The 20,844-nt window shown below is 60.7% G+C and carries 18 protein-coding genes; 9 read left to right on the top strand and 9 right to left on the bottom strand.

The annotated features are described in order from the left end of the window. Window positions 1–412: 412 nt before the first annotated feature. The 7 genes from AC1RTB_RS25910 to AC1RTB_RS25880 all read right to left on the bottom strand — a co-directional run bounded on the left by AC1RTB_RS25910 (window position 413) and on the right by AC1RTB_RS25880 (window position 9,142). A complete protein-coding gene (locus tag AC1RTB_RS25910; protein ID WP_492882154.1) occupies window positions 413–2,233 on the bottom strand; it encodes an ABC transporter ATP-binding protein in 1,821 nt (606 codons plus the stop codon). A 22-nt stretch (window positions 2,234–2,255) separates the two neighbouring features. Beyond that, on the bottom strand, window positions 2,256–3,107 hold the full coding sequence (locus AC1RTB_RS25905) for a sulfite exporter TauE/SafE family protein (protein WP_492882153.1): 852 nt from the start codon (window positions 3,105–3,107) through the stop codon (window positions 2,256–2,258). A gap of 54 nt (window positions 3,108–3,161) precedes the next feature. After that, on the bottom strand, window positions 3,162–4,958 hold the full coding sequence (locus AC1RTB_RS25900; protein WP_492882152.1) for a gamma-glutamyltransferase family protein: 1,797 nt from the start codon (window positions 4,956–4,958) through the stop codon (window positions 3,162–3,164). 30 nt (window positions 4,959–4,988) lie between these two features. Further along, complete coding sequence (locus tag AC1RTB_RS25895) at window positions 4,989–5,849, bottom strand: ABC transporter permease (protein ID WP_492882151.1); 861 nt, start codon at window positions 5,847–5,849, stop codon at window positions 4,989–4,991. Next, complete coding sequence (locus AC1RTB_RS25890) at window positions 5,846–6,793, bottom strand: ABC transporter permease (RefSeq protein WP_492882150.1); 948 nt, start codon at window positions 6,791–6,793, stop codon at window positions 5,846–5,848. The genes AC1RTB_RS25895 and AC1RTB_RS25890 overlap by 4 nt, the downstream gene beginning before the upstream one ends. A 78-nt stretch (window positions 6,794–6,871) precedes the next feature. Continuing rightward, window positions 6,872–8,374 (bottom strand): ABC transporter substrate-binding protein, encoded by a 1,503-nt coding sequence (locus AC1RTB_RS25885; RefSeq protein ID WP_492882149.1) that lies wholly within the window; start codon window positions 8,372–8,374, stop codon window positions 6,872–6,874. 78 nt (window positions 8,375–8,452) lie between these two features. Next, a complete protein-coding gene (locus AC1RTB_RS25880) occupies window positions 8,453–9,142 on the bottom strand; it encodes a FadR/GntR family transcriptional regulator (RefSeq protein ID WP_492882148.1) in 690 nt (229 codons plus the stop codon). Between the two features lie 869 nt (window positions 9,143–10,011). Here AC1RTB_RS25880 and AC1RTB_RS25875 point away from each other — a divergent pair. The 3 genes from AC1RTB_RS25875 to AC1RTB_RS25865 all read left to right on the top strand — a co-directional run bounded on the left by AC1RTB_RS25875 (window position 10,012) and on the right by AC1RTB_RS25865 (window position 11,704). Then, a complete protein-coding gene (locus tag AC1RTB_RS25875) occupies window positions 10,012–10,278 on the top strand; it encodes a helix-turn-helix transcriptional regulator (protein WP_492882147.1) in 267 nt (88 codons plus the stop codon). Between the two features lie 40 nt (window positions 10,279–10,318). Then, entirely contained in the window at window positions 10,319–10,726 is a 408-nt protein-coding gene (locus tag AC1RTB_RS25870) for an NADPH-dependent F420 reductase (RefSeq protein WP_492882146.1), read from the top strand. Window positions 10,727–11,071: 345 nt separating this feature from the next. Next, on the top strand, window positions 11,072–11,704 hold the full coding sequence (locus AC1RTB_RS25865) for a hypothetical protein (RefSeq protein WP_492882145.1): 633 nt from the start codon (window positions 11,072–11,074) through the stop codon (window positions 11,702–11,704). Between the two features lie 200 nt (window positions 11,705–11,904). On the opposite strand, the gene AC1RTB_RS25860 is transcribed toward AC1RTB_RS25865, so the two are convergent. Then, window positions 11,905–12,602 (bottom strand): IS5 family transposase gene (locus AC1RTB_RS25860; protein ID WP_492882144.1). Its coding sequence is split into 2 segments (ribosomal slippage): window positions 11,905–12,269 and window positions 12,269–12,602, totalling 699 coding nucleotides; the frame shifts between segments, so codons are not numbered across the junction. A 57-nt stretch (window positions 12,603–12,659) separates the two neighbouring features. Continuing rightward, on the bottom strand, window positions 12,660–14,141 hold the full coding sequence (pdxR, locus tag AC1RTB_RS25855) for a MocR-like pyridoxine biosynthesis transcription factor PdxR (protein WP_492882143.1): 1,482 nt from the start codon (window positions 14,139–14,141) through the stop codon (window positions 12,660–12,662). A gap of 160 nt (window positions 14,142–14,301) precedes the next feature. On the opposite strand from pdxR, the gene tauA reads away from it, so the two are divergent. From tauA to xsc, 6 genes are all read left to right on the top strand, one after another. Beyond that, complete coding sequence (gene tauA, locus AC1RTB_RS25850; RefSeq protein ID WP_492882142.1) at window positions 14,302–15,321, top strand: taurine ABC transporter substrate-binding protein; 1,020 nt, start codon at window positions 14,302–14,304, stop codon at window positions 15,319–15,321. Between the two features lie 83 nt (window positions 15,322–15,404). Then, window positions 15,405–16,217, top strand: a complete 813-nt coding sequence (locus AC1RTB_RS25845) for a taurine ABC transporter ATP-binding protein (protein ID WP_492882141.1) — start codon at window positions 15,405–15,407, stop codon at window positions 16,215–16,217. Beyond that, window positions 16,210–17,037, top strand: a complete 828-nt coding sequence (locus AC1RTB_RS25840) for an ABC transporter permease subunit (protein WP_492882140.1) — start codon at window positions 16,210–16,212, stop codon at window positions 17,035–17,037. Before AC1RTB_RS25845 ends, AC1RTB_RS25840 begins: the two co-directional genes overlap by 8 nt. Window positions 17,038–17,191: 154 nt before the next feature. After that, window positions 17,192–17,578 carry a nuclear transport factor 2 family protein gene (locus tag AC1RTB_RS25835; RefSeq protein WP_492882157.1) on the top strand — a complete coding sequence of 129 codons (387 nt, stop codon included), beginning with the start codon at window positions 17,192–17,194 and terminating at the stop codon, window positions 17,576–17,578. Window positions 17,579–17,600: 22 nt separating this feature from the next. Continuing rightward, complete coding sequence (locus AC1RTB_RS25830) at window positions 17,601–19,001, top strand: NAD(P)/FAD-dependent oxidoreductase (RefSeq protein ID WP_492882139.1); 1,401 nt, start codon at window positions 17,601–17,603, stop codon at window positions 18,999–19,001. 44 nt (window positions 19,002–19,045) lie between these two features. Then, entirely contained in the window at window positions 19,046–20,821 is a 1,776-nt protein-coding gene (gene xsc, locus AC1RTB_RS25825; protein WP_492882138.1) for a sulfoacetaldehyde acetyltransferase, read from the top strand. Window positions 20,822–20,844 lie beyond the last annotated feature (23 nt).

Below are 20,844 nucleotides of genomic sequence, written 5' to 3'. Positions count from 1 at the left end.
TTCTGGACGCAACGAAACAAAAGGCTTGTTCATCTTCGCTACCTCGGTCGCAAGAATGAAAGCCTGTCACGGTCGCTACCGTGCTGGTTCTTTCGGATCAACGTTGAAAATCAGAAGGCCGATCTAGCAAAGATCAAGCGGTGAAGGCCAGCGGAGAAGCGCGCCCGTATGAGTGAGGGCGTGGCGCAGTCGAAGTGGGGCGGCCCGCCCTGCCCTCAGCTTGGGCGGCAACGGTTCGTTCCGGCGTGTCTGGGGCCGGTTCCAGACTGGCGGCTTCGGGCCTCGAACCTTCAATAGCCGACATTCAGGTGGTGTGAGCAGCGTCGTGACCTGACCCCATTGCCGTCGTTGCGGGGAGAACTCCATTTCGCGACGAGTGTCCCATCCCGGCTTCTGTCAGACGGCCAGGGATTTATGCCCACTCCGCTCCCCACTCCTGGACCATATGATCGGGGCTGACCTGTTTGAACGTCCGGATCGGAACCTGATAGTCGACCGCGCGGATCGGGCTCTTCAATTCATCGCTGACCAGCCGCCTTTTGTCGACACGCTGGCTTGGATCCGGGATTGGCACCGCCGAGAGCAACCGCCTCGTGTACGGGTGTTGAGGGTTGCCGAAGACGCTGGCGCGTGAGCCGATCTCGACGATCTCGCCAAGATACATCACCGCCACACGGTGGCTGATCCGTTCGACCACGGCCATGTCATGCGAAATAAACAGGAATGCCAGTTTCAGCCTTTCCTGTAGGTCGAGCATCAGATTGACGACCTGCGCCTTGATCGAAACATCGAGCGCGGAGACCGCCTCGTCGGCAATAATGAGTTCGGGACCAAGCGACAGGGCGCGCGCTATACAGATGCGCTGGCGCTGCCCGCCGGAGAACTCATGCGGAAAGCGATCATAGACATCTCCGTTCAGACCGACACTCTTCAGAAGCTCGCCGACGCGTTCGCGCGCGCGCTTCGGCGTTTCCGTGGCATGGGCTATCATCGGCTCGGCAATGCTCTCACCAATGCGCATACGCGGATTGAGGCTGGCATAGGGATCCTGGAAGATCATCTGCATACGCTTGCGCATGTCGCGGAACGAGGACTTTTCAGTCTTCAGAATGTCTTCACCGGCAAGCTGGATCGATCCACTTGTCGGCTCGGTCAGCCGGACTATCGAGCGGCCCGTCGTCGATTTGCCGCAACCTGACTCGCCAACGAGGGCAAGCGTTTCGCCGGGTTGAATGCTGAACGAGACATTCTCGACCGCGTGCACGCGGCCAGTCAGGCCACGCAGGACGCCTTTGCGTATATCGAAATATTTGGTGAGGTTCTTCACCTCCAGGATCGGCCGCGCCACGTCGACTGTATCGGCGCCGGCCACCGGTTCAGCAACGATTCCCGTCTCTTGGTCGACAACGGGAAAGCGCAGCGGACGGGTCTTGCCGGTCATGGAGCCAAGCTTGGGTACGGCCGACAAAAGCGAGCGCGTATAGGCATGCTGTGGATTTGCGAAAATGTCACCGGTGTCGCCGTGTTCAACGACATCGCCGCGCAGCATGACAATGGTGCGGTCGGCAATTTCGGCTACCACCCCCATGTCGTGCGTGATGAAGAGGACGGCCATGCCCTCCTCTTGCTGCAGATCCTGGATGAGTTCGAGGATCTGGGCCTGGATGGTCACGTCGAGCGCGGTGGTGGGCTCGTCAGCGATCAGCAGTTTGGGCTTGCAGGCAAGCGCCATGGCGATCATCACACGTTGGCGCATGCCGCCGGAAAGCCGGTGCGGATAGTCGTTGAAGCGCGACTTCGCCGACGGGATACGGACACGTTCAAGAAGCCGGATGACTTCAGCTTCGGCCTCGACACGATTCATGTTGCGGTGGCAAATCAAGGCTTCGGCAATCTGGAATCCGATGGTCAAGCTCGGATTGAGACTGGTCATGGGCTCCTGGAAGATCATGGCAATCTCATTGCCACGCACGCTGCGCATGTCCTTTTCAGGCAGATCGAGAAGCGACCGCCCCGCAAGCTTGATGCTGCCCTCCACCTTGCTATTGCCGCCCGGAAGAAGCCGCATGATCGACAGCGCCGTCATGCTCTTGCCGGAACCGGATTCGCCGACAATGGCCACCGTCGTCTTTGGCGCGACATCGAAGGAGATGTCGCGAATGACAGGCGTCCATAGCCCGTCATTGTGGAAGGACGTGCGCAGCTTGGTGACGGACAGGATGGGTGTGGTCATTGGACGATCTTTCACCGGAAGCTCAGAACAACACACTGGCAAGGAAGCGAAGGCAGATCAGAAGGAGGAAAATGCCGAAGGCGATCTCGAGCTTCGACTTGGACCATGAATGTGCAAGCTTCACGCCGATCGGCGCCGTGAGCACCGAAGTCGGAATGAAGAGGAAAAGTCCAAGCAGCGACACGAAGCCTATGGCGAGCGGAAACTGCAGGGCAGTCACGTCTGGGAATTCAGCCGCGCGCGGCCAACCCGCATACATGTAGCCAATCGTTCCGGGAATTGAGATCAAGATGCCGAGCCCTGACGAGGTCGCCACGGCTTGGTGGATCGGGCGGCCATAAAACGTCATGAACAGGTTGGACAGCTGTCCGCCACCAATACCCATCAGCGAAGACAGGACGCCAATGACGAGCCCGTAGATGCGCATGACCCAGCCTGCTGGAACATCGTCGGCGATGCGCCATTTGTCGTTGCCGAACAAAAGGCGAATAGCAGAGACGCCTGCAACCACGACAAAGACGATCTTGAAAAGATCGGCAGGCGCATAGCGGGCAATGAGGCTGCCCAGAGCGACGCCGATGATGACCGGAACCGCCCATTTCCTGATAATCGTCATGTCGACGGCTCCCTTGGCCTTGTGTGCGTAGAAGGAACGCAGGGAGGTCGGGATAATGATGGCAAGCGAGGTGCCGATGCACAACGGCATGCGCACTTCTTCAGGCACGTCCATGAAGCGGAACAGTTCGTAAAGAACAGGAACGGCGACAGCGCCGCCACCGACGCCAAACAGGCCGGCAAGCAACCCGGTCACCGCGCCGGCAGCCAGCAGTCCGACCACCAGCCAGGACAACTCAAAAAGTGGAATGCCAAACATGTTTCTGCTTTCAATTGGAGGCCGCCCGATCTGGGTGTTCGGGCGGCATGGCCTTTAGCGTCCGATTGCGTAGGCCTGCATGAGGCGCGGCGTGGCGGCGGCGCGCAGGATACCGTCTGGTTCACGCTCGGCGGCGGTTAGACGGCCGACCGACCATTGAGGAACGACCTCGACATCATGGCCGCGCACCTTGAGCGCGCCGATCGTTTCCTGGCCGAAACTCTCCTCGACGACCAGGCGGCCCGGTATCGCCTCGCGTGGATAGAAGGAGGATGGGAAATGCATGGTGTGGAACAGTGGCAGGTCGATGCCTTCCTGCAGGTTCAGGCCGTGATGTACGCGTCGCAGGAACAATGCCAGCTGCCACTGGTCCTGTTGATCGCCGCCCGGTGTTCCGAACACCATGCGCGGCTTGCCTTCGTAAAGCGCCAGCGAGGGCGTCAACGTGGTGCGCGGGCGCTTGCGCGGCGCCATGCTGGTGGGCAGACCCGGCTCCAGCCAGAACATCTGCGCACGTGTGTTCAGCGCAAAACCGAGTTCGGGGACCACCGGGGACGATTGCAGCCAGCCGCCGGAAGGCGTGGCCGAAATCATGTTGCCCCATTTGTCGATGACATCGATATGAACGGTGTCGCCACGCTTTTCGGTGCGCAGATGCGCCATGGTGGGCTCGCCCGCGCCGGGCGCAACATCGCCGCTGGCACCAGCATAACGAACCTGCGACATCGCCATCTTGAGCTGAGCTTCGTAACCCGGAACCGTACCGGGTCGCAGTTCCATCGACGCCCCACTCCCGATCAACGCCCTCCGCTCGGCGGCATAGGCGTCGGACAGCAGCGCTTTCATCGGCACATCGACGAAATCCGGATCGCCGTAGTAGACCTCGCGATCGGCGAAAGCGAGTTTCATGGCTTCCGTAAGAGTGTGGATGAACTCCGCACCGTCCGGCTTCATGGCGGCAATGTCCAGTTCTTTCAGCAGCGACAGCGTCTGCAAGAACACCGGCCCCTGGCCCCACGGTCCGGTCTTGGCGACAGTCCAGCCATGGTAGTCGTAGGTCAGCGGGGTTTCGTAGGTGGCGCTCCATCGGGCCATATCTTCACCGGTCAAGAGACCCTTGTGGCGACGTCCGCTGGTGTCCATCGCCTCCGTCTCGCGGCAGAAGCGGTCGATAGCTTCCGCAACGAAGCCGCGATAGAAGGCGTCGCGCGCTTTCTCGATTGTCGCCTCGCGATTTCCGCCTGCTGCTTCCGCCTCGTCGACGATGCGCTGATAGGTGTCGGCAAGGACAGGATTACAAAACAGCTTCTTTGCCTCGGGGGCGTTGCCTCCCGGTAGCCAGGTCGCCGACGACGTCGGCCATTCCTTGGCGAAGAATTCGGCATTGTCCTTGATGGTATTGGCAACGCGCGGCAGAAGCGGATGGCCGTGGCGGGCGTAGTGGATTGCCGGCTCCATGACATCGCGCAGCTTCATCGAGCCATGATCGCGCAGGAGAACCATCCAGGCATCAAACGCACCGGGTACGACCGTGGCGAGGAGGCCCGAGCCGGGCACCAGTTCGAGGCCAAGCGCCTTGTATGCTTCGATGGTCGCGGATTGCGGCGTAACGCCCTGTCCACACAGCACTTCGGTCTTTCCGGTGCGAGTCGAATGCAGGATGATCGGCACTTCGCCGGAAGGACCGACAAGATGCGGCTCCACCACCTGCAGCACGAACCCGGCGGCTGCGGCAGCGTCGAAGGCATTTCCACCGCGTTCCAGCATGGCCATGCCGGCGGCCGAAGCGAGCCAGTGCGTCGACGTCACAACGCCAAAAGTGCCCAAGATTTCCGGTCGGGTCGTAAACATGCTTGTCGTTCCTGCTGTCTGTCGATGTCTTTAGTATTCACGCGGGTCGATTGCGTCGCGCAGGCCGTCGCCAAGAAGGTTGAAGCCCAGAACGGAGAGAAAGATCGCGGCTCCCGGCCACAGCGACATCCAGGGCGCCTGCGAGATGAAATTCTTGGCCGTGTTCAGCATCGAACCCCAGGAAGGGTTCGGCGGCTGTTGGCCAAGTCCCAGGAAGGAGAGGCTTGCTTCCGCGATGATGGCGGCGGCAATCGTCAGCGTCGCCTGCACGATGATCGGAGGGATCGAGTTGGGCAGGATGTAGCGCAAAATGATGCGCGGGTGCCGCAGGCCGATGACCTGTGCCGCCTCGACATATTCCTCCGCCTTCACCGATAGAACCTGGCCTCTCGTCAGGCGCGCGAAAATGGGCGCTGCCGACAGGCCGATGGCGATCATCGCGTTGGTCAGGCTGGCCCCCAGAAACGCGGCCAGCGAAATCGCGAGGATCAGAAAGGGAATGGCCAGCATCGCGTCGATCAGGCGCGAAATGATGTTGTCGATCCAGCCGCCGAAATATCCGGCCAAAAGCCCGAACGGCACGCCGACAATGACGGCAATTACCACCGACACGCCGCCGGCCATAAGGGACGCTTGCGCGCCAAAAATCATGCGCGAGAAGATATCGCGGCCCAGCTCATCCGTCCCCAGCCAGAACTGGGCGGAAGGCGGCTTGCGTATCGTTGTGAAGCTCGTCTGAAACGGATCGTAAGGTGCAATCAGCGGCGCAAAGACCGCAAGCAGGACGAACAGGCCGACAATAATCGCTCCCGCGACTGCCGCCTTGTTCCGGGTGAACTTCGACAATTGACGGCTGAAGGGGCTTTTTTGGACTGAGGCGACGGCGCTCATGCTGCATCCCTCAAGCGCGGGTTGACGACGATGTAGAGGAGGTCGGCGATAAGGTTCATCAAGATGAAACCGACAGCGGTGCAGAGCACCACGCCTTGTACTACCGCGTAGTCGCGGGTGAAGACGGCATCGACGATCAGCTTGCCGAAGCCTGGAATGGTGAAGATCTGTTCTGTCAGCACCGCACCTGCGAGAAGTTCGCCAAACAGCAGCGTCGACAGCGTGATGATCGGAACCAGAGCGTTCTTCAGCGCATGCCGCAGGATCACCGTCTTCTCGTTAAGCCCCTTGGCTCGCGCGGTTCTTACGTAATCGGACTGCAAAACGCCGAGCATGGCGGATCGGGTATGGCGCATCAGCACCCCGGCTAGCCCTGTTCCCAAAACGAAGGCAGGCATCAGCATTGTCCGCAGGTTCTGGCCGAGATCTTCGAAAGGCGAGGTGTAGCCGGATGCCGGAAGCAATTGCCATTGAACCGACACCAGCAGAATAAGCATGAGGCCGAGCCAGAAATTGGGGATTGAAAGGCCTGAAAGCGCCACGACGTTGATCGCATAGTCGGTGGCAGTGCCTTTGCGTATCGCAGAAATGATGCCGGCTGGAACGCCGATCAAAAACGCGACGATCATGGCAAAAGCGGCCAACTGGATGGTGACGGGCAACTTCTGGGCGATCAGGCTGAGAACGGGCTGCTCGGTGCGCAGCGAGATTCCAAGATCGCCCTGCATGATCTGCCCGAGCCACGCGACATATTGAACCGGGATCGGATCGTTGAGGCGATACTTCTCCTGCAGGTACGCAATCGTTTGCGGGTCACGATCCTCACCGACCATGGTGAGGATCGGATCGCCGGGCAGAAGTTTCTGCATGCCGAAAACCAGCATGGAGACGAGCAGCAGCGTAGGCAGGACGACGATGCATCGTCTGAAAACGATCTCGATCATGGGAAAAGCACTTTGAAGTGGGAGCGGGAAAGCAACGGAGCGGCCAGCCAGAGAACGGCCGCTCCATGCCGACGAACGTCAACCTTCGGTCGAAACGCCTTTGAGACGGATCATGCCATCGGGATAGGCGGTGAAGCCCTTGATGTTGGCACGCACGGCAAACGGCCACGGCTGATAGTAGAGATAGACGATCGGCAACTCGTCCTGGGTGATCTCCTGGACCTGATCATAAAGCGCCTTGCGCTTGGCCGTATCGGTCAAGCTACGCGCCTCCTCAAGCAGCGCATCGACTTTGTCGCTGCAGAAATGTGCATCGTTGAGATTGCCCTTGCAGCTGACGAAGCCATGGATGTTGCCATCCGGATCGGCACGACCTGACCAGCCGCTCTGGCCGGCTTCGAAGTCACCTTCCTTCAGCGCCGACTGCAGCGCGGCGAACTCTGTCGGGCGCAGCGAGATGTCGAAACCGGCCTCTGCCGACATGGCCTGGATCAACTCGTAGACCTGCTGTGATGCGGTGCTGTTGCCGAAGGCGATTTCCAGCTTCACGCGCTCATGACCGGCTTCGGCCAGCAGTGCCTTGGCCTTGGCGACGTCGCGCTGGCGACTTTCGAACTTCTTGTCATAGGCAAAGCTTGTCGGCGGAAACGGCTGATAGGCAGGCTGGAAGATGCCCTGCCCGACAACTTCGTTGATAACGTTGCGGTCGATCGACAGTTCGAACGCCTGACGGATGCGCTTGTCGTATCCGATCGGGAACGTGTCCTTGTCGCCCTTCTTCATGTTGAAGGTCAAAGCCTGGTAGCCGGTTCCGGTGACCGGATAGAACACCAGATTGGAATCGCCCTTCACGGTCTCGACATCCGAAGGCGCGATACGCTCGATGAGGTCAAGATCGCCCGCCCGAAGGTTCGCCAGGCGCACCGTGGAATCCGAAATCGGGATGAAGGTAAGCTTGTCGTAGTTGAAATTGGCCGCATCCCAATAGTCGGCGAACTTCTCCAGCACGATGCGATCATTCTGGATACGCTGGACGAACTTGTAAGGGCCGGAGCAAACCGGGTTCTGGCCAAAATCGGCGGTTTCGAAAGCCTTGGGCGACAGGATCATGCCGGCGCGGTCCGAGAGCTGCGACAGCAGCGACGCGTCCGGCTTGACGAGGTGGATCACCAGGGTTGTGGCATCAACAACTTCAACGGTATCGATCGAGGCAACTTCGCTCTTACGAAGCGAATCCGGCAGCGTCTTGGCCCGCTCGAGGTTGGCCTTGACCGCGGTGGCGTCGATTGTCGTGCCGTCATGGAATTTGCCATTGTCGCGCAGCTTGACGGTAAGTGCCTTGCCGTCAGCCGACCACGTCCATTCCTTGGCCAGTTGCGGCTGGATCTCCAGCTTCTCGTTGATGTCGAAAAGCTTGTCACACAGCGAGGTGAATACAATGCGTCCGACGAAGGTCCTGGCGCGGTGTGGATCGAGGATATCGGCATCGTCCTGCAAGCCGATGCGCAGGTCGGCGGCAAAAGCCGACGAGGCGGAAACCATGACGGTCGCGGCCAACAGCATTTTCTTTAGACAATTCATTTCATTCCCTCCGTGAATTAACTTTCCAAGTCCGCATCCCGTCGGACGTGTTCTTCGTCTGCAGCCGGTTTGCCCCGCCTACATTTTTTCGATCAGCGCCGCGCGCAGCGACATAAGGTGCTCGCGCATCGCGGCTTCCGCCTCGGCGGGATGGAACCGGCGAATTGCTTCGATCAGGGCTTCGTGCTGCTGAATCGACAGCGTGGTGCGCCCCGCTGAGCGTGTACGCTCACGAAAATGGCGCCATGCATCGTTCTGCCTGATCTGATCGATCATGCCCATGAAAAGGATGAAAAGCTGGTTGCCTGCGGCTTCGGCGATCTTGCGGTGAAACGCTCCGTCCCAAAGCTCCCAGGAATCCGTGTCGTTGGACTCGCCCGCCTTTGCCGCCAATCGTTCAAGCTGCTGGATCAGCGCTGGCGTCGCCTTCGTGGCCGCGAGGCGCGCCAAAACCGGCTCGATTTCGATCCGCACTTCCATAACTTCGAGCGGATTGGTGAATTCGGCGAGGTTGTTGACGCGCAGCGTGCTCGAAACCTGTTGAGAGCCGCCAAAGGTTCCCTTGCCCTGCCGTCGCCAGATGAGGCCCTCGTCTTCCAAAATGTCCAGCGCGCTGCGCAGAGCGCGCCTCCCGACGCCGATTTCCTCCGCCAGTTCCCGCTCGGGCGGCAACCGCAGTTCACCATCGGACGGAACTGCGCCCAATAGAACGCGCAACCGCTCGACGGCGTATCCAGAGCTTGCGGCGGTCTTGGCACGAGGCGGCATGGAAGCCTCTAATTTGTAATCATTATGATGAAAGGTTCACATTGGCTATCGGACAGTATTGAAAGTTTTGCCATTCCGCAATCGACCACGTGGCTGATTTGTTGCAAGTTTCCCCAAAATACGGCGCAGTGTACGATAAACCGATGCACTCAACCAACAAGCGTTGAGAACCATTATTTCAATTGGTTCAACGTTGGAGATTTGGATGAACCAGTCTGGCTTCAAAGTGCGCCAGCCGTGGCTCCTCCGGCTTGTCCGATGTTCCTCCCAAGCCGCACCTAGGGCGTTCTTTGATTTATCGGAGCGGATAACTGACGGCAGTCGCCATATCGCGCAGCAGACGCTGCAAAAGTGCTGGATCGGACGGCAGATTGTCGAGGTCGATCAACATGACCGGTGCTATCATAAACAACCCAAAAGCCCAAGGATTCCAGCAGTTTCCATATCGATTGGTAGACCGTTTTCAGCCGGCCAGCGCTGGTCCCCAGACACGCTCCGACGCGCCAGTCGATGCCCTCGATCAGCATTGCGAATGCCGGCGCCAACGGAGCAATCTTCCATGCGAATGGGGCTGCCGATCGGATGTTTTCCGCGCAAGGCCCATTCTTTCCAAGAATGGCCTGCTCCAGGCGCAGAACCCGGCGATAGCCAGCGCGCTACTGGGCGCAATCGCCTGTGCTGCAAGCGCAGATGCTTCACTTGGCACTCGCGGCATAGGGCTGCCCATTTCAGCACCCGGTCAACAGCCTGCCGTTGCCTATGTATTGCCGTTGACTGAAGGAACCGCGCGCGGAGCTTTCCGGCCAGCGTGTGCCGCAGTCTTCGTATCAACCACGACGTCCTCTTCCCCACTCCCGGAGGCCGTTCTCATGACACTGTTTGACCTTACTCCTGCAGAAGCGCGCGTCCTCTTGCGGATCGGTGGCGGATTGACCGCATCCAAGAGCTCTTTGTCGCTTGGTATCGGCGAAAACACTTTGAAGACCCACCTCAGCCGTATCTTCGCCAAAACCGGAACGAAGCGCCAAGCCGATCTCGTTAGACTCATTTCGGACATAGGCGCGCCTCTCGTGCCTCTCGGGTTGCAGTTATTCGCGGAGACGGCCCAACTACCGGGAGACACAAAGCAGTACTAGCGGGATGGAATTCGACAGGGGACAAGTTGAGAGCCATTGGGTGGCGGAGCAGATTGGGCGCCCGGTCACCAAGGCCTGGAACGCCGTTCTCGCCGGATCGCTTCGCAAGAACGGCAAAGCAAAGGGCGAAGCGGGGCGATCCGCCGTACCGGTCGCCGGCGATGACGCGCGCGCGAAGCAAATCGCCATGGAACTGGTCGAAGCGACCGGCTTCGACGCGGTCGACGTCGGTGGCATTGACGAATCCTGGCGCATCCAGACCGGCAGCCCCGCTTATTGTACCGAGCTGACCGTCGATCAGCTCAAGCTCGCGCTGACCCTCGCTGACCGGGAACTCGGGCCCAAGCGGCGCGACATCGGTATCGACGCCGTCATAGCGTTCGGCGGCGAGTTCAACGACGACGATCTCCTGGCGCTGAACCGCGCGATCACGCGTTCCCCGAAATGAAGTGAAGGACATAAGGGCCCGGGCGGCGCGGCAGAAGAGTGGTCGCGTCGCCCCTTAAGCGCGCGCTGCCACCGAATGGGACAGAAGCAGGTCGGCCGCGGCGCGCGGCGCTTGCACGGGATCACGAGGTTCGCCGTTTTGCTGAGTTTCTGGTGAGACGGCGAACCAATCGAACGCCCGGACCACGGCCATAGCAGCAAAAAGCGTGTGCGAGGCAGAAAGTTCGAAAGGATTTCACGAACGCCAGCCAGCAATTCCACAACAAAAATCATGATATGGTGAGGAAATTGGTCTTTGATTTTTTGAATCTCTAAGCTTCCGATAGGTCCTGCACGAGGCCGCGTCATGCCCACCGATAGCCAGTACATTCTCGAAAGCATCAAGCAGGGATGCGCGACGCTTAGCGATGACGAGTTCGTCATCGACAGGCTGGTAAAGTATTTCGGTAACGGGAGGATCCGGTGGCACGTCGAATTCCGTGGGCATCGCATCGAACTGACGACGGGCCAGATCAAGAAGCAGCCTACCTTCCGAAGGAAGATACTCGAACAGGCTGGTGTGCTGCCGCCCCAGCGTGCCGGGGCCAACTACCGGCGATGGGCTATCGACCTGAGGAAGAATGCCATCGGGCTTCCCTGGCGGGACAGGCCGGTCGATGCCGGTTTCACCATTGATAGGCTCGCAAGCCATGGGGATGGGCGCTGGACGGTTGAATACCAAGGCAAGGCCATCAAGTTCACGACGACCAAACTTCGCAGGCAAGTCAGTTTCCGCAAACGCATGCTGGCCAAGGCCAAGGTGCTGCCGCCCCAACTGGACCCGGCTGCCTATCGGAAGTGGGTGGACTGGCTCATTCAAAATGCCACCGAAGCTGCACCGCAGACCGAGGATGCCTCGATGACACAGAAAAGCTGGCTTGATGACCTACCAGAACTAGCCGGCTGGAAAAATGAAGCACCGCCCCAAGCGACCAGCTAGGGCCGCAGTTTCCAAAGCAGAAGCAATCTAGCCAAAGGGGGCAGCGGACGGTGCCTGCTCGATGCAAGTACGATCCGCTCAGATCGATATGTCCTGGGATTCGCCATTGCTTAGTTTCATTGTTCCTCCGAAACTTCGCCGGGAGATGCGCCGCAGCACAACAGTGCCGGTCAATTCATTCGAGCATTTGACCGGAAATTCTATCTCCGTTGATCCTGGCTCGAATCCAGGTTCTCTAGGCAAACTGGACGCCGCGGCGTAGCGATGCGACGCCAGTCCTTGAGCCTGGCGAACAGATTTTCGACCCTGTGACGCTGCCTGTAGATGTCCTTGTCGTAGGGGAACGGTATCTTCCTGCTTCGGCTTGAAGGAATGCATGGGGTGATGCCCCTGTCGGCGATCAGATGGGAAGCCACTGGCAGTTCTTCGAGCACCATGGCCGCGCCCTTGTGGTCGCTGAGCTGACCGGCGCTGAGCTTGAGGATGATCGGCCGTCCCGCTTGATCGCACACGGCATGGAGCTTGGAGTTCAATCCGCCCTTGGTGCGTCCGATATGGCGGGGAACATCCCCTTTTTTAGCAGGCTCGCCGCTGTGCGGTGCGCCTTGAGGTGGGTAGCGTCGATCATGATCCGTTCCGGTCTGGGACCGTCTTGGCTCAGCGCGACGAAGATCTTGTCGAACACACCCAATCGGCTCCAGCGCATGAAGCGGTTATACAGCGTCTTGTGCGGGCCATAGGCCTTGGGCGCATCCTTCCACTGCAGGCCGTTGCGGATCACGTAGACGATCCCGCTGACCACCCGCCGGTCATCCACCCGAGGCACGCCATGAGACAACGGAAAATGCGGCGACAAACGCGCCATCTGGCGCTCACTTAGCAAAAACAAATCACCCATCAGACCCTCCGTGGAGAACCTGAATCACAGATCAATCCAAATTAACAGGTCCTGACCCTAGGACGCCACCAGTCGTTTCAAACGGGCGGCCGTCCGTGAAACGCCTTCGGCAATATTGGAGCGCGGGATGGACGAGTAGCCCATGCGGAAGAAACGGCACGGACCGTCCGCATCGGGAAAGAAGGGCGAGCCGGATTCGATCAGCACGCCATCCTGCCTGAGTTCGTTCATCAAGAGATCGGCATCCAGGCCCCCCGGCCCTTCAACCCAGAACGAAGTTCCACCGAAAGCTGACGAACCGGCGATGACGAAGCCCTCGCCCAGTAAGGCTTCGGCCATCACTATGTGACGTTTGTGATACTCGCCGCGCATCCGGTGCAGCACAGCGTCATGATGACCGAGTGCGAGGAAGTAGGCCGCCGTGCGCTGCAGGTGCCCGGGCGGATGACGCAACATCAATGCCCTGAGGGCACGGGCTTCGCGGATGACCGGGGCCGGCGCCACCAAATAGCCCAGCCGCAAGCCGGGAAACAGCGACTTGGAGAAACTGCCGATGTAAAATACCCGGCCGCTGCGGTCGAAGGACTTGAGCGCCGGTGACGGCGGCGCCAGGAAGCTCATCTCGAACTCGTAGTCGTCCTCGACGATGATGAAGTCCTCGGCGGCGGCGGCGGCCAGTAGTGCGGCCCGGCGCTCGACCGGCATTGTGGCACCCGTCGGGGAATGGTGGCTGGGCGTGACGAAAACGGCATCGACGTCGCAAGGCAGCGCTGCCGGCGGCAGGCCTTCCTTGTCGACGTCTATGGCCGTGACATCCGCACCGCTCAGCTTCAGCGATGCACTCATGTCGGGATGACAAGGGTTCTCGCACACAGCATGCGTGCCCTGACGCAGCAGAAGCTGGGTGACGATCCACAATGCGTTCTGTGCGCCCACAGTAACAAGTATCTCGTCCGGCGTGGCGCGGATGCCGCGGCTCGGCAGCGTGCGCGAGCAGATGTAGCTGACCAGTTGCACGTCATCGGCGGCAGCGAAATCGCCGGCCATCAGCTCGAAATCCTCGCGCGCCAAGGCACGCCGGGCGCAGTCGCGCCAGGCGCCGAGATCAAACAGCGATGGATCCATCTGGCCGTAAAGGAACGGATAAGGATAACGTCGCCAGTCGAGCGGCTTGCGCATCTGTTTGGCAACGATGAAGCTCTTGCGCAGTTTCGCCGACCAATCGATCTCGTCAGCGCCGGTATCGGATGTCGCCGCTTCAAGCCCGCTTGTCGGCGGATTGCCGGCAACGCGATACGAGCTTCGACTGGCGGTTTCGACATAACCTTGCGACGCCAGTTCCTGATAGGCTAGCGTCACAGTGATCCGCGAAATGTTCAGATATTCCGCAAGCTTGCGGGTCGAGGGCAGCTGTGCGCCAGGCTGCAACCGGCCAGACAGCACAGCGGAGACCACCGTTTCACGAATCTGGGCCTGCAGGCCGATGCGACTCGTCCGGTCGAGGAAGAAGATGGTCTCCGAGACAGTCGCCTGCGCCATGGTTCCCCGCACGCACGTTCAATCTGGAATCATTCAACTTTCAATCTGGATATAAGGCAATGGGTGTGGCTCATTTAACCCTGTTGGTCAGAACTAAGATCGGCATCAAAGCCGGCAAGTTCCCGGAACAACCGGTGGCAAACAAAACAAGAGGGTAACGATGATACACTTTAAGCATTTCAAGAACTTGGTAGGTACCGTGACCGTAGCGGCCGGCATCTTCACGTCCTGCCTCGCCTACGCGGAAACATCAGTCGTAGTCGGCTACCAGCAGATCGTCGGGCCGTTCGTCACTGCAATCGCCGACGGCCGCTTCGATGCCGCCGCAAAGGAGGCTGGTTACACCATCGACTGGCGGCAGTTCAGCTCGGGTGGCGACATCTCGACGGCCCTTGCCTCGGGCAACGTACCGATCGGTGTGATAGGCTCGACCGGCACCACAGCCGCCGCCACGCGCGGCGTCGAACTCGAACTGTTCTGGATTCTCGACAATATCGGCAAGTCGGAAGCCCTCGTCGTGCGCAATGGCTCGGGCATCGAAAAACCCGAAGACCTCAAGGGCAAGAATGTCGGGGTACCATTCGTGTCGACCTCGCATTTCCATCTGCTCGTCGGTCTCGAACAGGTGTGGAAGGTCGATCCGCGCGAAGTCAACATCCTCAACATGAAGCCGCCGCAGATCATTGCCGCCTGGCAGCGCGGCGACATCGACGCGGCCTATGTCTGGCCGCCGGCACTTTCCGAACTGCTCAAGAACGGCAAGGTGATCTCGGACTCCGAAGTCATCGGTGCGGCCTCGGTTCCGACCTTCGACGGCCTTGTCGCCGACAAGAAGTGGGCCGCCGAAAATCCGAAGCTCATGGCGGCCTTCACCAAGGTGCTCGCCGATTCCTATGCCGACTACAACAAGAACAAGGCGGCATGGACTGCAGACTCGCCGCAGGTGCAGGGCATCGTCAAGCTGATCGGCGGCGATGGCGCAGGTGCTGTCGACGCACTCAACCTGTTGTCGTTCCCCAATGCCGACGAGCAGGCATCCGACACCTGGCTTGGCGGCGGTGCGGTGCGGGCGCTCAATGAGAGCGCCAAGTTCCTCGTTGCCCAGAAGCAGATCGACAAAGCGCTCGACGACTACGCGCCCTTCGTCAACAGTAGTTACGCCAAGGAAGCGTCCAAGTAGCATTGGACGCGCCGCCGGCCGAATGCCGGTCGGCGGCACCCTCTCCACCACTCGATTGCATTTTCTTCGAAAGGCTCGACGCGATGGAAACCCTCAACGTCAGCAATGTCAGCCTGACCTATCCAGGCCTTTACTCCGACCAGGCGGTCATTGCGCTCAAGGGCGTGAACCTAGAAGTCAAAAGCGGCGATTTCGTCGTCGCGCTCGGCGCATCAGGCTGTGGCAAGACCACGCTGCTCAATCTGATGGCCGGATTCATGACGCCGACCGCAGGTGACATCACGCTTGGCGGACGCCAGGTCATCGGACCCGGCGCCGACCGCGGCGTCGTCTTCCAAAAACACGCGCTGCTGCCCTGGCTCAACGTTGTCGACAACACCGAATTCGGATTGAAGCTGCGCGGCGTCGACAAGGCCGTGCGACGCGAGGTCGCCACCAAGAACCTGGCGCTGGTCGGCCTGCAGGATTTCCACCGCCACATGATCTACCACCTGTCGGGTGGTATGCAGCAGCGCGTCGGCATTGCCCGTGCGCTGACCTGCGACCCGGCGATGCTGTTGATGGACGAGCCGATGGCGGCACTCGACGCGCTGACCCGCGAGACCATCCAGGAGCTTTTGCTCAAGGTCTGGCAGCTCACCAACAAGATGTTCTTCTTCATCACCCACAGCGTCGAGGAGGCGCTGTTCCTCGGTTCCCGGCTGATCGTCATGTCGCCGCGCCCCGGTCGCATCACCCACACCTATGAGCTCGATTTCAATCGGCGCTTCCTCGAGGAGGGCAACGCACGTGCAATCAAATCCAGCCGCGATTTCATCGACATGCGCGAACAAATCCTCGGCATCATCTATGGCGACGAGCGCCAGTCCGGCAATCCGGAACTTCTCCATGCTTGAGCGCATCTCCCGAGCCAAGTCCGTTCGCCCCGGCAAGATCTACGGTGCGCCTGGCGATGGCATGAGCGGGCACATCAGCCTGATCACAGCACTTGTGCTTTTCGGACTGTGGCTGCTGGTCACCGAGATGGGCTGGGTCAAGCCGCTGTTTCTGCCTTCGCCGCTCGCCGTTTGGGACAAGTTCGTCGTCGCCATGACCGAGGGCGTCTCCAATTCGACGCTTGTCCAGCATACGCTGGCGAGCCTCGGCCGCGTGCTCGGCGCCTTCTTGCTTGCGCTGGTGACGGCGGTGCCCATCGGCATCCTGATGGGCGTCAACCGCATCGTGCGCGGCCTGTTCGACCCGATCATAGAGTTCTACCGTCCACTGCCACCGCTGGCCTACCTGCCGCTGATCATCATCTGGCTCGGCATCGGCGAATTCCCCAAGGTGTTCCTGATCTATCTGGCGATCTTCGCGCCGATGGCGATTGCCGCCCGCGCCGGTGTCCGTTCGGTTTCGACTGAACAGATTCACGCCGCCTATGCCATGGGTGCCACTCGGTTGCAGGTCATCACCCATGTAATTCTCAAGGCCGCGCTTCCCGAGATCTTCACCGGCATGCGCATCGGCATCGGCGTCGGCTGGACCACACTGGTGGCCGCTGAAATGGTCGCCGCCCACAGGGGGCTCGGCTTCATGGTGCTCAACGCCGCCGAGTACCTGGCCAGCGATACCGTCATCATGGGTATCATTGTCATCGGCGTCTTCGCCTTCGCCTTCGACCTGCTGCTTCGTTATCTCGAAAAGATCCTGATCCCCTGGAAGGGCAAGATCTGATGGCAGCAAACGCCCATCTGGCGACCTCGCCTCCCGGCTAGGCCAAGCCTCCAACCGAACCAGTACCACCCGACTGAGATCAGCCCGCTTACGCGGACGGCGAAGCCATGCCCAAAGGCAACGCCGCCAGAGACACGAGGACTACAACATGGCGATCACCGCCGACGACCTTGCCAGCCTGTTTGATGCCTTCAACCGGCACGACATCGATGGCGTCATGCGCTTCTTCGCCGAGAGTTGCGTCTTCAACGGCGTCGCCGGCCCAGAGGTGCATGGCACGCGCTTTGAGGGCACAGGAGCGATCGCTGCGGCCTTCAGTGGCGTGTGGAAAGCCATGCCCGACGCGCACTGGGCTCACCACAGCCACTTCGTCCATGGCGACCGCGCCGTCTCGGAGTGGACCTTCTCCGGCACCAACCCTGACGGCAGCCGCATCGAAGCCGAAGGCTGCGACCTGTTCACACTCGGCGGCGGCAAGATCGTGCGCAAGCAGGCATTCCGCAAGAACCGGCCGCTGATCCCGGCGCCGGCCAAGGGCTGAGCAGGTTCGAAAGGATCGACAAATGGAACACCAACTCACACGGCCCACCGCTGCCAGAAAGCCCTTCGACCCGGCATATGATCCGATTCACGCGGCCAATCCGGGCGACGGCAAGGACTATGCACCGACCTATTGGATCGCCACGGCCGGCACGCCACCCGAAGATGACGGTCCTGTGACCCAGGACATCGACGTCGATGTCGCGATCATCGGCTCGGGCTACACCGGCTTGTCCTGCGCCATCCACTTGGCCAAGGAGCATGGTATCAAGGCGACTGTGCTCGAAGCCAACGGCGTCGCCTGGGGTTGCTCGACGCGGAACGGCGGCCAGGCGCAGATTTCCGCCGGTCGCCTCAAGCGCTCGCAGTGGATCGAACGCTGGGGCGTCGACGTCGCGAAGAAGTTGCATGTCGAGATCAGCGAAGCCTTCGACCTGTTCCGCGACCTGATCCGCTCGCCCGAGATCGACTGCGACCCGCAGGATGGCGGCCATCTCTACATCGCCCATCGCGACAAGATGATGCCAGCGCTGGAGAAGGAATCGCGGCTGCTCAACGACGTTTTTGGCTATCCGACCCGGATCGTGGGGCGCGACGAGATTCACCGGGATTTCGTCCGCGACGCCGAAGCCAAGGGCGGCGTGTATGAGCCCGACGGCATGGGCATCCATGCTGCCAAGCTCGCCTTCGGCTATCTCAAGCTGGCCCGAAAGCTCGGCGCCAGGGTACACACCTCCAGTCCGGTGCTGGACAGCGAGCTGAAGGGCGGCGTCCACCATCTGCGAACGCCCGGCGGCACAATCCGGGCACGCGCGGTCTGCATCGCCACCGCCGGTTACACTTCGCCTGGCCTGCACGACCTGACCAGGCACCGGCTGATGCCGATCCTGTCCAATTCCATCGTCACCCGCCCGCTTACCCCGGGCGAACACGAGGCGCTGAATTTCAAGACGCGCATCCCGCTCACCGATACGCGTACCTTGCGTCACTACTATCGTATGCTGCCCGATGGCCGCGTGCAGATCGGCAGCCGCAGCGCCATCACCGGCCGCGACGCGGTCAATGACAAGCATCTCGAGCGCCTGCTCGAAGGGCTCTATCGCAAGTTCCCGGTCCTGCGCGGCATCGAGGTCGACTATTCATGGTGGGGCTGGGTCGATGTCAGTCACGACATGATGCCGCGCATCTTCCGCCCCGACCCCAAACAGCAGCTGTTCTACGCCATGGGCTATGGCGGCAACGGCGTCATGTATTCGGCCCAGGCCGGCCGCCGCATGGCCCAGATGGTCGCCGGCAAGGGCGGCGAACTCGACCTGCCGATCTTCACATCGCCGCTGCCGAGCCACGGGTTGCTGACGCCGTTCAGGCGCCTCGGCCAGTGGGGCATGTACCGCTGGTATTACCTCAAGGACGAAATCCTCTAGCCCTCCCAAGGCCGAGCCCCATCGAAATCGAAAGGAACAAACCCATGAAGATGACCACCGAAGAAGCATTCGTCAAAGTCCTCCAGATGCATGGCATCGAGCATGCATTCGGCATCATCGGCTCGGCCATGATGCCGGTATCCGACCTGTTTCCAAAGGCGGGCATCAAGTTCTGGGACTGCGCGCATGAGACCAACGCCGGCATGATGTGCGACGGCTTCAGCCGCGCCACCGGCACCATGGCGATGGCCATCGGCCAGAACGGTCCCGGCGTCACCGGCTTCATCACCGCCATGAAGACAGCCTACTGGAACCACACGCCGATGTTGATGGTGACGCCACAGGCCGCCAACAAGACCATCGGCCAGGGCGGCTTCCAGGAAGTCGACCAAATGGCGATGTTCGAGGAGATGGTCTGCTACCAGGAAGAGGTCCGCGACCCCTCCCGCATTCCCGAAGTGCTCAACCGCGTGATCGAAAAGGCCTGGCGCGGCTGCGCGCCGGCTCAGATCAACATCCCGCGCGACTACTGGACCCACGTCATCGACGTCGACCTGCCAAGTATTGTCAGGCTTGAGCGGCCATCGGGCGGGCAAAAGGCCATTGCCGAGGCGGCAAAGCTTTTGTCCGAAGCGAAATTCCCCGTCATTCTCAACGGTGCAGGTGTCGTCATCGGCGAAGCCATCGCGGATTCCATAGCGTTGGCCGAGCGGCTCGATGCGCCGGTCTGCTGTGGCTACCAGCACAACGATGCCTTCCCCGGCAGCCATCGCCTCGCCGCGGGACCACTCGGCTACAACGGCTCGAAGGCGGCGATGGAGCTGATCGCCAAGGCCGACGTGGTGCTGGCGCTGGGCACCCGCCTCAACCCGTTTTCGACCCTGCCCGGCTACGGCATCGACTACTGGCCGAAGAACGCAGCGATCATTCAGGTCGACATCAATGCTGATCGCATTGGTCTCACCAAGAAGGTTTCGGTCGGCATCTGCGGCGACGCCAAGCAGGTGGCGCGCCAGATTCTCGAGCAGCTTACGCCCTCAGCCGGCAATTCGGGACGCGAGGAGCGCAAGGCGGCGATCCACCAGACCCGGTCCGCCTGGCTGCAGCAGCTGTCTTCGATGGACCATGAGGACGACGACGAAGGTACCGAATGGAATGCCTCCGTGCGCCGCCGCGAGGCCGACCGCATGTCGCCGCGCCAGGCCTGGCGGGCGATCCAGGCAGCCCTGCCCAAGGAAGCGATCATCTCTACCGACATCGGCAACAACTGCGCCATCGGCAACGCCTATCCGAGCTTCGAGCACGGCCGCAAATATCTCGCGCCCGGCATGTTCGGCCCCTGCGGTTATGGCTTTCCCTCGATTGTCGGCGCCAAGATCGGCCGTCCCGACGTGCCGGTTGTCGGTTTTGCCGGCGACGGTGCCTTCGGCATCTCGATGAACGAGATGGGTGCGATCGGCCGCGAAGGCTGGCCGGCGATCACCATGGTGATCTTCCGCAACTACCAGTGGGGTGCGGAAAAGCGCAACACGACGCTTTGGTACGACAACAACTTCGTCGGCACCGAACTCAACCCGAACCTCAGCTATGCCAAGATCGCGGACGGCTGCGGACTGAAGGGCGTCGTCGCCGACACACCGGCAGCGCTGACTGCGGCGCTCAACAAGGCCATCGACGACCAGGCCAAGGGCATCACCACCTTCGTCGAGGTCATCCTCAACCAGGAACTCGGCGAGCCTTTCCGCCGCGATGCGATGAAGAAGCCGGTGCCGGTCGCCGGGATCGCCCATTCCGACATGCGCCCGCAAAAGCGCGCCTGACGTGACGCATGAAAGGAACCTGC

The organism is Aminobacter sp. GW821-FHT11F06, from assembly GCF_058808215.1.
The sequence above is the reverse complement of the archived record's forward strand: the minus strand, read 5'-3'. Positions and strand labels throughout refer to the sequence as shown.

What these genes read in the sequence shown, in the direction of transcription:
- AC1RTB_RS25910 (WP_492882154.1), bottom strand. Translation starts at nt 2,233, where the DNA reads ATGACCACACCCATCCTGTCCGTCACCAAGCTGCGCACGTCCTTCCAC.
- AC1RTB_RS25905 (WP_492882153.1), bottom strand. Translation starts at nt 3,107, where the DNA reads ATGTTTGGCATTCCACTTTTTGAGTTGTCCTGGCTGGTGGTCGGACTG.
- AC1RTB_RS25900 (WP_492882152.1), bottom strand. Translation starts at nt 4,958, where the DNA reads ATGTTTACGACCCGACCGGAAATCTTGGGCACTTTTGGCGTTGTGACG.
- AC1RTB_RS25895 (WP_492882151.1), bottom strand. Translation starts at nt 5,849, where the DNA reads ATGAGCGCCGTCGCCTCAGTCCAAAAAAGCCCCTTCAGCCGTCAATTG.
- AC1RTB_RS25890 (WP_492882150.1), bottom strand. Translation starts at nt 6,793, where the DNA reads ATGATCGAGATCGTTTTCAGACGATGCATCGTCGTCCTGCCTACGCTG.
- AC1RTB_RS25885 (WP_492882149.1), bottom strand. Translation starts at nt 8,374, where the DNA reads ATGAATTGTCTAAAGAAAATGCTGTTGGCCGCGACCGTCATGGTTTCC.
- AC1RTB_RS25880 (WP_492882148.1), bottom strand. Translation starts at nt 9,142, where the DNA reads ATGCCGCCTCGTGCCAAGACCGCCGCAAGCTCTGGATACGCCGTCGAG.
- AC1RTB_RS25875 (WP_492882147.1), top strand. Translation starts at nt 10,012, where the DNA reads ATGACACTGTTTGACCTTACTCCTGCAGAAGCGCGCGTCCTCTTGCGG.
- AC1RTB_RS25865 (WP_492882145.1), top strand. Translation starts at nt 11,072, where the DNA reads ATGCCCACCGATAGCCAGTACATTCTCGAAAGCATCAAGCAGGGATGC.
- pdxR (WP_492882143.1), bottom strand. Translation starts at nt 14,141, where the DNA reads ATGGCGCAGGCGACTGTCTCGGAGACCATCTTCTTCCTCGACCGGACG.
- tauA (WP_492882142.1), top strand. Translation starts at nt 14,302, where the DNA reads ATGATACACTTTAAGCATTTCAAGAACTTGGTAGGTACCGTGACCGTA.
- AC1RTB_RS25845 (WP_492882141.1), top strand. Translation starts at nt 15,405, where the DNA reads ATGGAAACCCTCAACGTCAGCAATGTCAGCCTGACCTATCCAGGCCTT.
- AC1RTB_RS25840 (WP_492882140.1), top strand. Translation starts at nt 16,210, where the DNA reads ATGCTTGAGCGCATCTCCCGAGCCAAGTCCGTTCGCCCCGGCAAGATC.
- AC1RTB_RS25830 (WP_492882139.1), top strand. Translation starts at nt 17,601, where the DNA reads ATGGAACACCAACTCACACGGCCCACCGCTGCCAGAAAGCCCTTCGAC.
- xsc (WP_492882138.1), top strand. Translation starts at nt 19,046, where the DNA reads ATGAAGATGACCACCGAAGAAGCATTCGTCAAAGTCCTCCAGATGCAT.